The organism is Cyanobium sp. LEGE 06143 (assembly GCF_015207535.1).
Classification (GTDB): Bacteria; Cyanobacteriota; Cyanobacteriia; order PCC-6307; family Cyanobiaceae; genus NIES-981.
This window is the reverse complement of sequence record NZ_JADEWP010000063.1, coordinates 1-12,153: the sequence shown is the minus strand read 5'-3', so window position 1 is coordinate 12,153 and position 12,153 is coordinate 1. Positions and strand designations below refer to the sequence as shown.

Sequence of the window (12,153 nt, the reverse complement as noted above, 5' to 3'; positions counted from 1 at the left end):
TCAGCCGTGCTGCCACGGTGGCTCTGGCCGTCCAGGGTCTGGGGGTGGGCCTGCTCACCGGCATGGCCGGGGTGGGCGGTGGCTTTGCGATCGTGCCGGCCCTGGTGCTGCTCGCCGGACTGCCGATGGCCGTAGCCAGTGGCACCAGCCTGGTGCTGATCGCCGCCAATGCGGCCGTGGCCCTGGTGGCCCTGGGYCRCTGGCCCAAGACGACGTTGCCGCTGTTGGTGCCGTTGCTGCTGGGCGGAGCCGCCGGCGGGCTGCTGGGCCAGTGGCTGGCGCCCCACCTGCCGGAGCTGCGGCTGCGCCAGGGCTTTGCGCTGCTGTTGATCGGCTCCGCCCTGCTCACGGGTGCGGAGGCCTGGCAGCGGCAGCAGGCCTCGCCGCTGGCGACTGAGCGGGCTCAGTAGCCCGAGGAGCCCGGCGGCGGCGCGCTGGCCGGCGATTGCTGCAGGAAGGCCTGCAGCGGGATCGGCTTGGCCTGGTTGTAGCCCACGGGCAGCCAGAGGTCGCCGGCGGCGGTGGCGAAGTGGATCTCCCAGTGGTAGAGGCCCAGGTAGGCGCGCGGGTCCTCCTCGATCAGGGAGGCGTAGAGCAGCACGGCGCGGCCGTAGTTGTCGCTGTTGTTGTAGCCCCAGAGGCCCTTGCGGATGTCCTGGAGGCCGCCGCGGCGCACCAGGTAGCGGCCGGCGGCCTGGATGGCGTCGTGGGGATCGCGGATGTTCCCCTTGCCCACCCCCGCCTGGGCCCAGGTGGTGGGCAGGAACTGCATCGGCCCCTGGGCATTGGCCACCGACAGGCCATCGATGCGGCCCATGCCGGTTTCCACCAGGTTCACCGCCGCCAGCACCTCCCAGGCGATGCCGGTGGCGGCCTCTGCCTTTTTGTAGTGGCCGATCAGGGTGTCGGCGGCAGGTGGCTGGATGATTATCCAGGCCGGCAGGCTGGTGGCCTTGGGCCCGCTGCGGTGCATGGCCAGGAAGGCCCGCCGGGCCTCCAGGTGGCGGTCGTAGACGCTCTGCCAGCGGGGATCGAGGCCAGCACGCACCTGGGCCGCCAGGGCTTCCTGGTGGGAGAGCACCCGGTAGATCACCTGTTGCTGGTGGCCCAGCGACGGCAGCTCCTGGGCCGGGGTCTCCGGGTCGCGCAGAGCGGTCTCCACCGCGGCCAGCAGGGCGGCGATGGCGGCAGGCTCGGCCGGCAGCAGCGGGTAATGGCGGCCGTCGGCGCTGCGGCTCAGATCGGCCGCGCTGGGCAGAGCCACGCTGGTGGGCGCCTCGTTGGACTGCGCCTCAGTCGGGGGGGGCAAGGAGGCGGCTGTGCGCCCTGCTCCAGGGCCCTGCGGGGCCAGGCCGCTGAGGGATTCGGCCAGATAGGGGCGCCACCAGACCCCGGTGCCCACAGCGATCAAGCCCGCACTCAGCAGGGACAGCTGCAGACGGCGACGGCGGCTCATCGGCATCGGCGCGTTCTCCAAGGGCCAAGACCGCTGAGGCTATGGCGTGGAAGCCCGGTCTAGGGGTCCTGGGATGCCTCGACCTGAGGGGGCTGGCCCAGGTACGTCTGACGCGGGGAGCCCAGCCGGATCCCCGCCTGGTGGAGGTCCCGCAGCAGGCGCAGGCGGAACTCCCGGCTCACGGCCCAGTGCTGGCCGGGGGCGGTGTCGATCCAGGTGGTCACCCTGATGCCGCCGTGGCCGATGGCATCAATGCCCAGCACCGCCGGCGGCGCCACAATCAAGCCGCCCCAGTCGGGATCCTGCTGCAGCTGCTCGCCGGTGCGGCGGGTGACGGCCAGAGCCAGATCGGGGTCACTGTCCACGTCCACGTCGACACTGACGTTCACGCGCGACCAGTTGCGGGTGAGGTTCTTGACCTGGCTGATGGTGCTGTTCGGCAGGGTGATGAACTCCCCATCGGCACTGCGCAACTGGGTGACGCGGAGATTCAGGCGTTCCACGGCGCCGCTGTAGCCGCCCACGTTGATCACATCGCCGATGGCGAACTGGTCTTCGGCCAGGATCAGAAAGCCATTGACGAGGTCGCGCACCAGGTTCTGCGCCCCGAAGCTGATCGCAAGGCCGAGCAGGCCACTGATGGCCAGGATCGAACTGCTGGGCACCCCCAGCACCCCCAGCACCGAGAGCAACCCCGCCACCGAGATCACCACCACCAGCAAGCCCCGGCCGGCATCGAGAATCGTCGAGAAGCGCAGCCGCAGCCGCTTGCTCTGGCTGCCGTCGCCGCCCCGGCTGGCCTGGCGGTCCAGCCAGCGGGCCTCGAAGCGATCCAGCAGGCGGATGGAGAAGCGAGTCGCCAGGGTGGCGCAGAACCACACCGTGAGCAGCTTCAGGGGCACGTCAACGAGGCTTCTCGTGAGCGTGGCCTGGCCGGGAAGCTGGCTGAGCAGCAGGTAGGTGCCCCCATAGAGCAGCACCAGCAGCATCCAGAAGAACAGCCACTGCCATAGTCCCCAGAGACCGAGCCGACGCCGGAGTCGAACCGTCTTGAGCGTGGTCTCGTTCAGGTTGTCGTTCCGCCCCTCGCTCCCCTCCTCAGCGGGGGTGGCGTCGCTCTGACGCAGGGATTCCAGGCAGGTGTCCAGGCGCGTCTGAAGCACCTGCTGCCGGCGACGAATGCGGTTTTTGATCAGCAGGATCAGGGCCGTGCCGACGGCCATCACAAGAAGGATGCGGAGGAAGCGCCACAGACTGCGGGCSAGGTTTTCGGGCCTGAGCCTGTAGCTGAAGTCGCGAATCTCCTTTTCCAGTCCTTTGCGCCAGGTTTCGGCCACCTCCTCCACGGGAAGGCCGTAATAGTTCGCGTCGGCGTTGGTCACCGAGGCCAGCACGAGCGGGCGGGAATGCTTGTCATCCCGCGCCGTGATCACCATTACGTTGTTCAGCGTGGCCTTCTCCACCCGCAGGCTGTCGCCATCCATCTGGCGTTCGACCGCCGCCAGCTCCACCCGGGCCTGAATTTCCCTGGCGCGCTGCTCGACAGGGTGCTGCCCCTCCGCGACCTGACTGCGGTCGAGAACAGTTGGGGAGGCGATCTTGAACAGCACCTCGCCGTCGATCGGCGAGGTGACCTCCGTGACTTCGATCTCGCCGAAGCGGTTCACGCCATCGGGAATCGTGCCGCCATTGCCGCCGGTGAGGTTCTCGCCAAAATTGATCTGCGCCAGGGCGGGCGCCAGGGCCACCAGGGCGAGAAGCAGCCCCAGGGCGAAGGGCAGCATCCGCTGCAGGGGGGGGGCGAGCGCCTGGGACGTCGACAGGAGCCACCTGAGCTGCCTTGGTGCGCTGGCTCTCAGCATTGCCCTCGGCGTTCTGGGCGGATCGTGACACATTCCCCAGGATCCCTGCCTGGTGCATGGTGGAGCCTGCGACTCTCAGCGCCATGGCCGATGCCCCCTACCTGGTCGCCCTGGCCCTCTGCACTGTGGCGGGGGAGCGAGCCCTGCCGCTGACGGGCCTCTCTCTGCCGGCGCAGCCAGCCTCAGAGGCGCCGGGCCCCATGGCTGAGCAGCTGGCCCTGGAGCTGTTGCTGCGGCTGTGGCAACGCAGCGGCGATGGGCCCCTGCAGCGGGCGGAAGATCCCGGCCTCTTGCTGCTGGAGATGCCGCTGGAGCTGTTGAGCGAGCGGCTGCCGCTGCTCAAGCGCGACTGGCTGGCCGGCGGCTCCACGGCGGCGCTGCTGGCGGGCCTGGCCAGCCTGAGCCTGCGTGGCTGGACGGCCTCGATCGCCAGGCGCGAGCCGCTTCGCTTCTCGCCCTGGCCTGCCACGCCCTGAGCCGCCAGGCTGGAGCGGTGCTTGCCCGAGGGCCATGGCCATCCGCCCCGTTCTGCGCCTCGGTGACCCACGCCTGCGTCAACAGGCAGCTGCGGTGCCCCCCGGGGCGTTCAGCAGCCCCGAGATGGAGGCCCTGGTCACGGATCTGCGCGACACCATGGCCGCCCGCGACGGGGCCGGCCTGGCGGCGCCCCAGATCGGTGTGGCCCTGCGGGTGGTGATCTTCGGGATCACCCACAACCGCCGCTATCCCGAGGCACCGCCGATCCCTGAAACACTGTTGATCAACCCGCAGATCACCCCCCTGGGCGAGGAGCGCGGCAGCGGCTGGGAGGGTTGCCTGAGTGTGCCTGGCCTGCGCGGGGCTGTGCCGCGTTGGAGCCGGATTCGCTATGCAGGCCTCGACCTGGCGGGAGCTGCTGTTGTGAGGGAGGTGGAGGGCTTCCATGCCCGCGTCGTGCAGCACGAGTGCGACCACCTTGATGGTGTGCTGTTCCCCGATCGCGTCGAGCCCCGCAGCGCCCTGGGTTTCACGGAGGAGCTGGTGGGGGCTGGGGTGTTGCCGCAAGCCGGTTAGGTCGTGAGGTCAGGCTGCCTTGGGGCCAGTGCCGGCGCCCTCAACAAAGCGCCGCAGGTTCACACCGGCGTCGAAGGCGCTGCTAGTGAGCTCGGCCTGCTGCTCGGGGCTGAGCCCATCCCAGAAGGCATGAAAGAGGTCGAGCGAGGCCTTGCCCATGCCCACGGCGCCCAGCAGCGTCAGCGGCAGGCTCAGCCAGGGGAACACGAGCAGCACCACCCCGAGGGCTGCACTCACCACGGCGCCCTGTTTGCTCGATTCCCACACGGTGGCGGCAATGCTTTGGAGCTGGGCGGCCCGGTCGATCTCGCCACGGCGGCGCATCGCCTCGGTGCGCAGTGCGGCCAGCAGGGCCTGGTAGATGGCGTACACCGCCACCCCACCCACGGCGGATTCACTGACGAACTCGGCGCCGCTGAGGGGGCTGCCGCTGCCGTTGAGATCGATCGRGGCAAGCCCCGCCAGTGGCGCCACTTCCCAGCCGGCACGCGGGATGCGGAAGGGATCACGGTCGCGGCCCATGGCAGAGATGGATCTGGGGCCATCATTCTGGCCCAGATCGACGCATCCCCGCCAGGGCTATAGGCGAACGGCCATCACTGCGGTGGTCATGGTGAAGTCTGAGACCTACCAGCGAGGCACATCGTGATCCCACGTCATGCGTCTGTTGCGATCCTCTGATCTGATGGTTGTTGCTGTCCCATTGGCCCCGCTCGGGCCAGTATTGAAATTCTCCTTCATGGCAATCGATGTCTATCTCTGAGAGTTGCGCCTGAAGGCGTTGCAGAACGTCAGCCACCGCCTTGTTGTAGATGCTGGGTCCTACTTCCTGCAGGAAGAAGTCAAGTAGTCTGTTTGCCGCGATGACACCGATTTCTTCTTCCTTGACTTCTTCAAAGTATCGCGCAAGTGAGGCAGTTGCTTTTCTACGCACGTCTTTGGTCAGGTTGACTGACATGGAAACTCTTCTTCCTATTTCGAGGCTAGCATCTAAAACAGTGGCTCATCTCTGTTCCCGATGGCCGGGGTTTCGTGTCCTGGTGGAGCGGCCGCCCCCTGCCAGCGTCTGATCCCCCGGCCATAGGGCGGTTGTGGCAAGGCCAACCACGATCCCCAGAGACACTTCCAGCAGCCGGTGCAGGCCCACAAGCCAGGTGGGCTGCCCACTCGTCACAAGGACCACCACAGCCAAGGTGACGCCACCAAACCGGTAAGCCGCCAGATTGAGTTTCAGCACGCCACACAGCAGCCCCACCACGAACACACCAATCGCAAACGCCAGGCTTGCTGGCGTGATGGAGCTGGCCAGCAGAGCGCCGAAGAATGAACCCAGCACTGTGCCGATCAGCCGATCCTTCGAAACAGTCCAGGCGGCTCCGAGGCTGGACTGCATCACAATCAGGGTGGTGATGGGAGCCCAGTAGGCATCAGAAAGACGAGCCAGGCTGGCCAGCCCCAGTGCCAGCGTCGCAGCCACTGTGGTGCGGGCCGCGTGCAGGGCCCAGGCGCGCATCGTGGCTGCCGCAATCCAGGAACCCATGCGCTCACTCATGCCTTCTGGCCTGGAAAGGAGGATCGCCTCAGCGGCGCCGCAGCAGTGAAGCCGTGCGGGTCTGGTTGACCAGGGAGCGGCCCAGGTAGGCGGCAGCCTTGTCGAAACCCGCGACCGGCTCGTAGATGAACAGGCGGCCCGAAAGCGATGTCTTGTTTCTCAGACCATCAATGTAGATCCATTCCATCGCGGCGGCCGGCGAGAGCAGCTGACAATAGTGAAAGTCCCTGGCTGCCGCGTGGGCGACGAACAGGCAGGGGCTGCCGGCCGCCATGCCGCGCTGCTCCAGCGCGCGGCGGGCCTGGGCCACCACCAGTGGGGTTTCACGCGGAATCGGCGAGTCGCCGAGGAAGCGCGGCAACGCCACCCAGAGTCGCCGCGAGGCGCAGTGGCGCTGGATCGCTTCGGCCACCAGGCGGTAGCGCTCGTGCGGGATCCCTTCCCCCTGGATGAACACCACCGCCAGCTCCGGCCCAGCTGCCTCGGTGGGTTCCAGCACCAGCGGCTCCCCGTTCCAACCGAGGCGATAGGCGAGCAGGATCACGCCCATCAGCAGCAACAGGCCGCCGCTCCACCAGGCGGCCGGGGGAAACAGCCAGGCCAACCCCAGGGTGAGAATCACAAAGGGAAGGTGGGGCCAAAGAAGTGGTGCGCACTGATCAGATTGGCGAGCGCATTGAGCGCAAACACGATCAGCAACGACCAGGAGAGCGGCAGCACCGGCCGCGCTTCCCCGTCGACGACACGGAACAAACTTGTGCGCAGTTCCGAAGGACCCAACAGGGCAATGGCGATGCCCCCGAACAGCAGCAGCAAGGGCAGGGGCTGGGCGCCAAACACCCCGAGGGTGAAGAAGTCGAGCCCGGCGGTCTGAAAGCTGAACAACATCTGATAGGCCACCGCCCGCAGCCAGACATTGTTGAAATTCGGCACCAGCACCTGGGCCACATCCTCCGATGGCGCGTTCTGCTGGAGGCCAAGAATGTTGCGGAAGGGAGTGATCTGCCAGCCTTCGTACTCGTGCATCAGGATGCCGCTGATGCCTCCGCCGAACACCTGGCAGGCGATGCCCAGTTGCAGCCAGAACACCCGCATCAGATCGCCATCCACGTGGCTGGCGATCACGTCGGCATGCACGAAAATGTAAGCGAGGATCCAGAAACTCAGGGGGAAGGAGGCCCAGTGGATCAACTCCACCAGGTTGAGCACCAGGGGGCGTGCCGTACGGGCGAGGGCGAGGCTGAGGGAGGTTTTCCGAGCGGCCTTCTGAAAGCCCCAGGGAAGGGGCGGATACAGTAGGTCTGATAACTCCAGCGGTGAGCCGGCAGCTGGAGCCTGGGCAGGGCTGGCGGAAGGGGGGATTCCGAAATCTCACGACCAGAAAAGTTGTAATGAGGATAATCGAAATCAGCAGCTCCAGCTCGGGATTCATCAGCGGCTTGGCGATCGATTCGCTCTATGGTTCTGGAGTTGGCTAGTCTCCAGGGCTACCCCGCCTGGTTGTCCCGGCCCTGAACTGTCTATTGAGCTGTCGGATGGGGCCTTGGTGTACAGAGCTGCCGACGTGATCGCACGGCGCTGATCACGCTTCCTGAGGTGAGGGTCAAGGATGGGGACAGATCCAGCCCAGCACTCTTTAGACCTTTTGCAATCCACGTGTTGCAGGTGTTTAGCAAGGAATAGCTCCCCGTGCCTGCAAAGAACCGGCTGTTGCCGTAGAGGCCCTGGTTGATCGGCAGCACGGATCCACGATGGCCACGGACAAAACTGTTGGCCACAAACTCCACAACAGATGCCATCTCGTGTTTCGTGAGACAGGTGCTGACGACGTCCAGGTGATTGAATGCTTTGGCGGGGGAGTCTGGAATGGCAACGACGTGTAGGACTGAGCCCTTGGAGCGAAACAGAGCTTGCAAGCCCAGGTCAGCCGTTGTGTGTTGAGCCTGGTAAAAGGCTCGATCACCCCAGCCAATTTCATAGTAAGCCGCCGGACCAAATCCCTGCTTGAGTTCAGGAATCTCCCGATTCAGGTGAGTTGCTGGAATGATCAGGCCGGCATGCCAGCCATGATTCTCGACATGCACCTGATGAGACCTCAAAGCATGAGATGAATCCTGGGCTGGTCCAACGACAGTGGGGCTGCTCGAGCATGCTGTGAGGGCCACAGCCCCAAAAAGAATTCCAGCCAGTTTCATTGAGGGATGAAGCTCAAGAGCTTGGATTCACTGATAAGGCATGGGCTGGGTCAGCCATGGTGGGCATCAATGGGATCTGCAATCGTGCCGAGCTGTCTTCCCGATCTTGCATGCGGCAAATTCCTCCCGTTGCAGTGATGTGTGCCAAGCCGATCAGTTGCTTGGCTCCAAGCCTAAGGAAAGTGGCCCGTCTTCACAAGCGCACCACTGTTGTCTGCCAGCTTGCTTGCCTTCGCTTTTCCCTCTCGATCGTCAATGGCCTGCAGCGAGAACCCCACCAAGCCGCAGAAAAAGCCCCCGGGACCAACCGGGGGCTCAGTGTTCTCAGACCTGTTGCAGATCCCGGGTCTTGCTGCCTGGGGCTATGGGGAAGCCTCAGGCAGTCAACCCTCCACTTTCACCGACACGCTGGTGTGTTGCGGGGCCTTGGGCGCCGTCACGGTGAGCACGCCGTCGCGGTAGACGGCACTGATCCGCTGGGGATCAATCGGGGTTGCGAAGCGGAAGCTGCGGCTCCAGGTGCCGTAGCGGAACTCGCTGATCAGGGGTTGCCGCTGCGTCTGGGCCGTGGCTTCCGGCTGGGATCCCAGCTCGGGGCTCGGGGCGTCCTGGGCCGCCGAGTCCAGCGTGGAGCGGCGTTCGGCACTGATCTGCAGGGTGCGCTCGGTGGCCTTCACATCGATGGCGTTGCGATCAACCCCTGGGAGTTCCAGGCTGATCGTATAGGCCTCGGCGGTGTCATGCACTTCAGCGGCGGGCACACGCCCGGCCTCCTGACGTTGCTGGGAGAGCTGTTCATCGAGCCGATCGAACAGTTCAAAGGGAGAAGTGGTGCGCAGATTGAGCATGGTTCTGGTGGCGAAGTTGCTGGTGTGCGGGGTCTCATCGCCCCCGTGCAACAACCATCGCCCAGCTGTGCCGATGCTGGGATGGGGTGAACCGAACGATCTGATTCGGCCCCCACGACAACAGTCGGTTCACCCCCAGGCTGCGGGTGGAGAACCGAATCATGGCGTCTTGCCGGGCCCTTCCACGGCCTGATCAGGCCATTGTTCTGAGCAACAACAAGGCCCGGAGCGGAGCTCCGGGCCTGGGCTGCTGCCACCGCAGACCTTCCGATCGCAGTGGCAGCGTGTTGGTTTGGCGGAGCTGCTGGCGCTGGCACCTGGGGCCAGGTGTCCAAGGAGACATTCCGTTGGGATCCGGGGYWMMTGRNNNGGMSAYSRYCGAGRWCWWSWCCKRTKNAGNCGWYNGCRGYGKMWGNGYGWAKRMNGRGRSWGGAGGGAGTGAGACTGCGAAGACAGCTTCACGGCCCTTCAGCCTGCGACAGGCCTGGAACGTCGGTGATCCGTTGAGAGTGTTGGAGCAGGGGCCGGATCGTCAGCGCGCTCCTGCTGTCTGCTGCGGGGGGGTGTCTTCCATCGGTGGAGCCTCCGAATCCCGATGGCTTGAGCTTGGTTCAGGTGTGCAGGTGCTGTCCATGGAGCCCCTGGAGCCGTCATGGGTCTTCACCGGCGGCCATGGTCCTTCATCAAGAAGGTTTTCATCCCGGCCCTGACCTCGGCCCAGGATCCTGGCGTCCTGGCTGCCAGCCCTCCACGCTCCCGGCCGTAGCCGCTCGCTGGCCCTGCAGCCCATCTGTCTAGGGTCTGGGCTCACCCGGCACTCCGTCTTCATGCAAGGTTCCATGCGTCCAGCCGGTGGAGGGGGGCTCGGCTCGGCCTTTCAGCTGATCATCGCGGGGGCTCTGGCCCTGCTGATCCTGGTGAGCCAGACCATCTTCATCGTTCCGGCGGGCACCGTGGCGGTGGTCACCACCCTGGGCAAGGTGACCGGCGGACAGCGCAATCCCGGAGCCAATTTCAAGGTTCCCCTGGTGCAGGCCATCTCCTATTTCGACGTGCGCACCCAGGTGCGCCCCGAGCAGTTCTCCACCCTCACCAAAGACCTGCAGGTGATCGAGGCCACCGCCACCGTGAAGTACGCCGTGAAGCCGGTGGAGGCGGGGCGGATCTTTGAAACGATCGCCACCGACAACTCCCAGATCTATGCCCGGGTGATCCAGCCTTCCCTGCTCAAGGCGCTCAAATCGGTCTTCTCCCAGTACGAGCTGGTGACGATCGCCACCGAGTGGAACAGCATCTCGGAGCTGGTGCAGGACAAGGTGGCCGGCGAACTCAGCAAGTTCAACTACGTGATCGTGCAGGGGCTCGACCTCACCGGTCTGCAGATCGCCGAGGAATACCGCGCCGCGATCGAGCAGAAACAGATCGCCGAACAGCAACTGCTGCGTGCCCAGACGGAAGTGAAGATCGCCGATCAGGAGGCCAAACGCTACGAGATCCTCAACCAGAGCCTCGATGATCAGGTGCTCTACAAGCTCTTCCTCGACAAGTGGGATGGCCAGACCTCAGTTGTGCCCGCCCTGCCGGGTCTTGCTGGCGGCAGCCCCTCAGTGATCGTCAACGGCCGTCGCTGAGGGGTGGCTCCGTGGTCAGCTGCCTGGCCAGCTTCGGCTTCAGCCGCCTGATCAGCTCGGGTCTGGCCGCCCTGATCCAGCTCAGTGGCCCGGCCCTCCAGCCCGGCCAGCTGAGCGGCTCAGCCCTGGTGCCTCTGGAGCGTGCCACGCACGGTGATACGCCCGTGCTCAGCTTCCGCAGCGGCGCTCAGAGCCTGCGCTTCCTGGTGGACAGCGGCGCCAGCTCCACGCTGGTGTCCCCTGCCCTCGTGCAGCGCCTGGGGCTGGCGGACACCCCCATCCCCCCAGCCGCCTTCGGCCTGGCCGGTGCCGGCGAGGGCTGTGCGGATCTGCAACCGCGACGGGTGGTCTTGCCATCGCTGCAAGCGGCGCCGGTGCCTTCGGGTCGCGCCAACAGCCTGCGGCTGCGGGGGGCTGAGGCCCTGGTGCTGGCGGTGGCTGGGCTTCCCCCCGGGGTGGACGGGGTGCTCGGTGCGCCGCAACTGCGGCAGCTGCCTCTCTGGATCGATCCCGGCGCAGACCGCCTGGCCCTGGGTTCCGCCGCCCTTGATCTGGCCGAGCGGGCCCGCGCTTCCGTGGCCGTCACCTCAGCTCCCACCACCCTGCCGATGCGCTGGAGCCAGGGCGTTCCCCTCCTGCGCCTGCGGCTCAGGCCGGCCTGGGCTTCTGCCCCAGGGCCCGCCGAGACCACGGTGGAGGCCCTGGCGGACACGGGTGCCGAGGGGCTGTTCGTCACGGAGGCCCTGGCTGCGGCGCTGCCCCAGGTGGAGCCCAGCCGGCCCGTTCAGGTCGCTGGCTTCTGCGGTCTCCAGCCGGCCCGCTGGATCAGGGTGCAGGGACCCACCCTGCTCGGGGGGTTGCCCCCGGCGCCGGTGCAGGCGATCGTCACTGCCAACCCCGTGTTCGAGGCCCTGGGAGTAGGTGCGATCGTGGGTCAGGAACTGCTTCGCTCCCATCGCCAGCTCTGGCGTCTCGACACCACTCCTCCCAGCCTGCTGCTCTGGGGAGGAGGGCCCGGCTCATGACCGGCCTTCTGGCCCTTTTGGCCTACGTGGTGCTCAAGGGCCTGGAGAGCACGGTGGTGCGTGGTCTGCAGTTGCAGGGCGCCGCCCATCCGATCGACGGCGCCAACCCGATCAGTGCCTGCAACCTCTTTTTCTTCGCCCTGGTGGTGGTGGGGGTGAGCAGCGTGGCCATCGACCGGCGGGCGATCCGCCGCCAGTTGCCCCGGCTGAGCCCGGGGCAACTGCGCTGGCTGGGGCTGGACATGCTGGCCGGGAGCCTGGTGGGGCCGTTCGGCAGTTACGTGGCGATCGAGGCCCTGGCGGTGATCGAGAAGACGCTGCTGTTCAGCCTGGTGCTGCCGGCTTCGGCGCTGCTGTCCCTGCTGTGGCTGGGTGAACCGCTGCCGCGCCGCTTCTGGCTCACCAGTGGTCTGATTGCCGCCGGCCTGGCCCTGGCCTCCCTGGGCTCGGGCATGCCGATGGCCAGCGGTCGTCTGGCTGGCCTGGGCTGGGGCCTGGCGGGGGTGGTTGGCTTCTCCTGCAGCGCCGTGA

14 protein-coding genes and 1 pseudogene are annotated in these 12,153 nt (G+C 66.4%); 6 read left to right on the top strand and 9 right to left on the bottom strand.

Annotated features, from left to right (window positions below):
• A partial coding sequence (locus IQ216_RS06310; protein WP_193814798.1) for a sulfite exporter TauE/SafE family protein occupies positions 1-410 on the top strand: 410 nt, incomplete at its 5' end.
• Here the strand turns inward: IQ216_RS06310 and IQ216_RS06305 are convergent.
• Complete coding sequence (locus IQ216_RS06305; RefSeq protein WP_193814797.1) at positions 404-1,456, bottom strand: lytic transglycosylase domain-containing protein; 1,053 nt, start codon at positions 1,454-1,456, stop codon at positions 404-406. The genes IQ216_RS06310 and IQ216_RS06305 overlap by 7 nt on opposite strands.
• A gap of 59 nt (positions 1,457-1,515) precedes the next feature.
• Entirely contained in the window at positions 1,516-3,240 is a 1,725-nt protein-coding gene (locus IQ216_RS06300; RefSeq protein ID WP_193814796.1) for a mechanosensitive ion channel family protein, read from the bottom strand.
• Between the two features lie 134 nt (positions 3,241-3,374).
• Here IQ216_RS06300 and IQ216_RS06295 point away from each other — a divergent pair, with 134 nt between their 5' ends.
• Together IQ216_RS06295 and def are read left to right on the top strand one after the other, a co-directional pair.
• Positions 3,375-3,794: a hypothetical protein gene (locus IQ216_RS06295; protein ID WP_370566636.1), complete on the top strand. Its 420-nt coding sequence runs from the start codon at positions 3,375-3,377 to the stop codon at positions 3,792-3,794.
• A 34-nt stretch (positions 3,795-3,828) separates the two neighbouring features.
• Positions 3,829-4,371, top strand: a complete 543-nt coding sequence (gene def / locus IQ216_RS06290) for a peptide deformylase (RefSeq protein WP_193814795.1) — start codon at positions 3,829-3,831, stop codon at positions 4,369-4,371.
• 9 nt (positions 4,372-4,380) lie between these two features.
• Here def and IQ216_RS06285 read toward each other — a convergent pair whose 3' ends face one another.
• The 7 genes from IQ216_RS06285 to IQ216_RS06255 all read right to left on the bottom strand — a co-directional run bounded on the left by IQ216_RS06285 (position 4,381) and on the right by IQ216_RS06255 (position 8,966).
• A complete protein-coding gene (locus IQ216_RS06285; RefSeq protein ID WP_193814794.1) occupies positions 4,381-4,893 on the bottom strand; it encodes a hypothetical protein in 513 nt (170 codons plus the stop codon).
• Positions 4,894-4,915: 22 nt separating this feature from the next.
• Entirely contained in the window at positions 4,916-5,329 is a 414-nt protein-coding gene (locus IQ216_RS06280) for a DUF2164 domain-containing protein (protein ID WP_193814793.1), read from the bottom strand.
• Positions 5,330-5,374: 45 nt separating this feature from the next.
• Positions 5,375-5,911 (bottom strand): aromatic acid exporter family protein, encoded by a 537-nt coding sequence (locus IQ216_RS06275; RefSeq protein WP_193814792.1) that lies wholly within the window; start codon positions 5,909-5,911, stop codon positions 5,375-5,377.
• A gap of 40 nt (positions 5,912-5,951) precedes the next feature.
• On the bottom strand, positions 5,952-6,545 hold the full coding sequence (locus tag IQ216_RS06270; protein WP_193814791.1) for a hypothetical protein: 594 nt from the start codon (positions 6,543-6,545) through the stop codon (positions 5,952-5,954).
• Entirely contained in the window at positions 6,542-7,132 is a 591-nt protein-coding gene (locus tag IQ216_RS06265; RefSeq protein ID WP_193814790.1) for a hypothetical protein, read from the bottom strand. The genes IQ216_RS06270 and IQ216_RS06265 overlap by 4 nt, the downstream gene beginning before the upstream one ends.
• 311 nt (positions 7,133-7,443) lie before the next feature.
• Entirely contained in the window at positions 7,444-8,118 is a 675-nt protein-coding gene (locus IQ216_RS06260) for a TIGR02117 family protein (RefSeq protein WP_193814789.1), read from the bottom strand.
• Between the two features lie 383 nt (positions 8,119-8,501).
• Positions 8,502-8,966, bottom strand: coding sequence for an Hsp20/alpha crystallin family protein (locus IQ216_RS06255; RefSeq protein ID WP_193814799.1), 465 nt, complete (start codon positions 8,964-8,966; stop codon positions 8,502-8,504).
• Between the two features lie 839 nt (positions 8,967-9,805).
• Here IQ216_RS06255 and IQ216_RS06250 point away from each other — a divergent pair.
• From IQ216_RS06250 to IQ216_RS06240, 3 genes and pseudogenes are all read left to right on the top strand, one after another.
• Complete coding sequence (locus tag IQ216_RS06250; RefSeq protein WP_228007214.1) at positions 9,806-10,597, top strand: prohibitin family protein; 792 nt, start codon at positions 9,806-9,808, stop codon at positions 10,595-10,597.
• 11 nt (positions 10,598-10,608) lie between these two features.
• A complete protein-coding gene (locus tag IQ216_RS06245) occupies positions 10,609-11,622 on the top strand; it encodes a retropepsin-like aspartic protease (protein WP_193814787.1) in 1,014 nt (337 codons plus the stop codon).
• Positions 11,619-12,153, top strand: a pseudogene (locus IQ216_RS06240) (hypothetical protein); the annotation flags it as partial. The gene IQ216_RS06245 and the pseudogene IQ216_RS06240, both read left to right, overlap by 4 nt.

Coding starts and splice junctions, on each gene's coding strand:
- IQ216_RS06280 (WP_193814793.1), bottom strand. CDS start 5,329: ATGTCAGTCAACCTGACCAAAGACGTGCGTAGAAAAGCAACTGCCTCA.
- def (WP_193814795.1), top strand. CDS start 3,829: ATGGCCATCCGCCCCGTTCTGCGCCTCGGTGACCCACGCCTGCGTCAA.
- IQ216_RS06260 (WP_193814789.1), bottom strand. CDS start 8,118: ATGAAACTGGCTGGAATTCTTTTTGGGGCTGTGGCCCTCACAGCATGC.
- IQ216_RS06255 (WP_193814799.1), bottom strand. CDS start 8,966: ATGCTCAATCTGCGCACCACTTCTCCCTTTGAACTGTTCGATCGGCTC.
- IQ216_RS06250 (WP_228007214.1), top strand. CDS start 9,806: ATGCGTCCAGCCGGTGGAGGGGGGCTCGGCTCGGCCTTTCAGCTGATC.
- IQ216_RS06305 (WP_193814797.1), bottom strand. CDS start 1,456: ATGAGCCGCCGTCGCCGTCTGCAGCTGTCCCTGCTGAGTGCGGGCTTG.
- IQ216_RS06295 (WP_370566636.1), top strand. CDS start 3,375: ATGGTGGAGCCTGCGACTCTCAGCGCCATGGCCGATGCCCCCTACCTG.
- IQ216_RS06275 (WP_193814792.1), bottom strand. CDS start 5,911: ATGGGTTCCTGGATTGCGGCAGCCACGATGCGCGCCTGGGCCCTGCAC.